Here is a 2,859-nt window from a genome sequence, read left to right as displayed (position 1 = left end):
GAACTAAAACGTCAAATTTGCCCTTGTGCACTAAAATTTCATCCGCGCTAAATACTGGCGCGCCGCATGTTTTTACTTCGCTTGGATTTCTACGGCTAAAAACTGCTGAAAGCTCTAAATCCTTGCTATTTCTAGCGGCAAGCTCTACGCCGCGACCTAAATTTCCATAACCTAAAACCGCTATTTTTATTTTTTTGTTCATTTTTTTATCCTTTTTTTAAATTTTTGCGCATTAAAAGGCATGCCGTAGTTTAAATTTAACCGCTCAAGGCACTGTTTGGATCTGCCAAGTCCTAACGCAAAAACCAAAAAATATCAATCGACCACTCCCAAATTTACCAGCTCGCTATCTACTTTTTCTAGTTTTTGTACAGCGCTAGCTAGTCTTTCGCGGTTGGCTTCGACCACAGCTTGTGGAGCTGAGGCTACAAATTTCTCGTTATTTAGCATGCTTGATAGCTTTGCTATCTCTTTTTCAAGCTTTGTCTTTTGAGACTTGAGCCTTGTGATGATACCGCTCATATCAAGCCCTTCAAGTGGGACAAATGCCTCTAAATTTTCACTCACATCTCTGATAGAATTTTCTATTTTTTCATCTACAAAGCCGATCTCTTCACATTTTGCAAGTAGCTTGATATACTCTTTGACCTCGTCAATATCAGCTTTGTCATTAAATTTAACAAAAGCTCTTTCTATCTTTGAGTTGCCTAGATCTATGGTTGCTTTTGCACGGCGAATCGCAACGATCGCTTCGATAACTAGTTCAAATTTCTTCTCAACATCTAAATTTCGCTCTTTTACCTCCGGATAGCTCATTACCATTATTGATTTTGTATTTTCAAGCTGTGTGCCGCTAAGCTCCTGGAATAGATACTCTGAGAGAAACGGCATGAAAGGATTTAGTAGCTTCATCGCCTCTTTAAATATACTACCAAGCTCTTTTACGCTCGCTTTATCGGCCTTGCTAAGCTCGATACCCCAGTCACAAAACTCATCCCAAAAGAATTTATAAAGTGTGTTTGCAGCGTCATTGAAGCGGTAAGCGTCGATGTTTTCGCGCACCTCTCTCACGCACTCATTAAAGCGACTATTCATATAAATTCCAAGCTTTGTTTGAAGCTTGATGTCTTCTAAATTTTCAAATTTGCTCTCATTTAGCATGAGGTATTTGCTCGCATTATAAAGCTTGTTGGTGAAATTTCTTACTTGCTTCATCTTAGCGTCGCTTAGCTTGATGTCACGTCCTTGAACGGCTAGAAGTGTCAGCGTAAAGCGCAATATATCAGCACTATACTCATTTATGCTATCAAGCGGGTCGATGACGTTGCCAAGGCTTTTACTCATCTTTCTGCCAAATTCATCCTTTACAAGCGCGTGCAGATAGATATCGTCAAACGGCAGCTTGCCAAGGGCATTTTCACCCTGAAACATCATCCTAGCAACCCAGAAAAATAATATATCAAAGCCAGTTATGAGAAGGTTGTTTGGATAAAACTCAGCGAGGTCTTCCTTAAACCATTTTTCATTTTTTAGCTCATTATCATTGCCCCAGCCAAGCGTACTAAATGGCCAAAGACCAGAACTAAACCACGTATCTAGCACGTCTGGATCTTGATGGAAATTTTTACTTTTACACTTTTTGCACTCGCATGGCTCATCCTCATCAGCCCACATGTGGCCGCACTCGTCGCAGTAAAATACCGGAATTTGATGTCCCCACCAAAGCTGGCGTGAGATACACCAGTCTCTTAGCTCTCTCATCCACGCGTTAAAGCTGTTTATCCAGTGCGGTGGGTAAAATTTGGCAAGGCCCTCTGAGACCTTTTGTATCGCTTCGTCTGCGATCTCTTTTTTGACAAACCACTGCTTTGAGATGTATGGCTCGACGACGTTTTTGCAGCGGTAGCAGTAGCCTACTTGGTTTTCGTAGTCTTCGATTTTTTCGACATTGCCAAGTTTTTCAAGCTCGGCCACGACGATATCTCTAGCCTCAAGCCTCTCAAGACCTGCAAATTTATCGCACTTGTCGTTTAAAATACCTTTTTCATCAAATACAGTGATAAACTCAAGGTCGTGCCTTTTGCCAACCTCGTAGTCGTTTTGATCGTGCGCAGGCGTGACCTTAACAAGGCCTGTTCCAAACTCCATATCAACGTGCTCGTCTGCGATGATCTCGATCTCTCTATTTATGATAGGTAGCACCACTTTTTTGCCGATTAAATTTTTATAGCGCTCGTCGTTTGGATTTACCATTACGGCGGTGTCGCCGAAATATGTTTCAGGACGAGTAGTCGCCACAACAACAAATTCGCTTGGCTTGTCTGCAAAGTAGTATCTCAAATGATAAAGCTTGCCTTTATTTTCCTTATGCTCAACCTCGATGTCAGAGAGTGCGCCATCGTGCGTACACCAGTTTATCATGTAGTTTTTCTGGATAATTAGCCCTTTATCGTATAAATTTACAAAGGCTTTTTTCACAGCTCTTCTTAAACCCTCATCCATAGTAAATCTCTGGCGTGACCAAGCCGGAGTGATACCGAGCTTGCGCATCTGATGGACGATCATGCCACCACTTTTTTCCTTCCACTCCCACACTTTTTCTACAAATTTCTCACGTCCAAGCTCTTCTTTTTTGATCCCTTGAGCTAAAAGCTGTTTTTCAACGACGTTTTGAGTGGCAATACCGGCATGGTCAAGACCTGGCTGCCAAAGTGTCTTGTAGCCATCCATCCTCTTGTAGCGAGTCATGATATCTTGGAGTGTGAAGGTTAGGGCGTGTCCGATGTGAAGTGAGCCAGTCACGTTTGGAGGTGGCATCATAATGCAAAATTTACGTCCATCTTTTTGGATATCTTTGTT

General features: G+C 42.0%; 1 protein-coding gene and 1 pseudogene. Both read right to left on the bottom strand.

Annotated elements, in window-relative coordinates; all coding sequences use genetic code 11:
• A pseudogene (locus ACTTKV_RS08800) lies at positions 1 to 202 on the bottom strand (diaminopimelate dehydrogenase); the annotation flags it as partial.
• 113 nt (positions 203 to 315) lie between these two features.
• On the bottom strand, positions 316 to 2,859 hold a 2,544-nt coding region (locus ACTTKV_RS08795; protein ID WP_442550195.1), incomplete at its 5' end, for a valine--tRNA ligase.

Source organism: Campylobacter sp. (genome assembly GCF_052169515.1).
Lineage (GTDB): Bacteria > Campylobacterota > Campylobacteria > Campylobacterales > Campylobacteraceae > Campylobacter_A.
The sequence above is the reverse complement of the archived record's forward strand: the minus strand, read 5'-3'. Positions and strand labels throughout refer to the sequence as shown.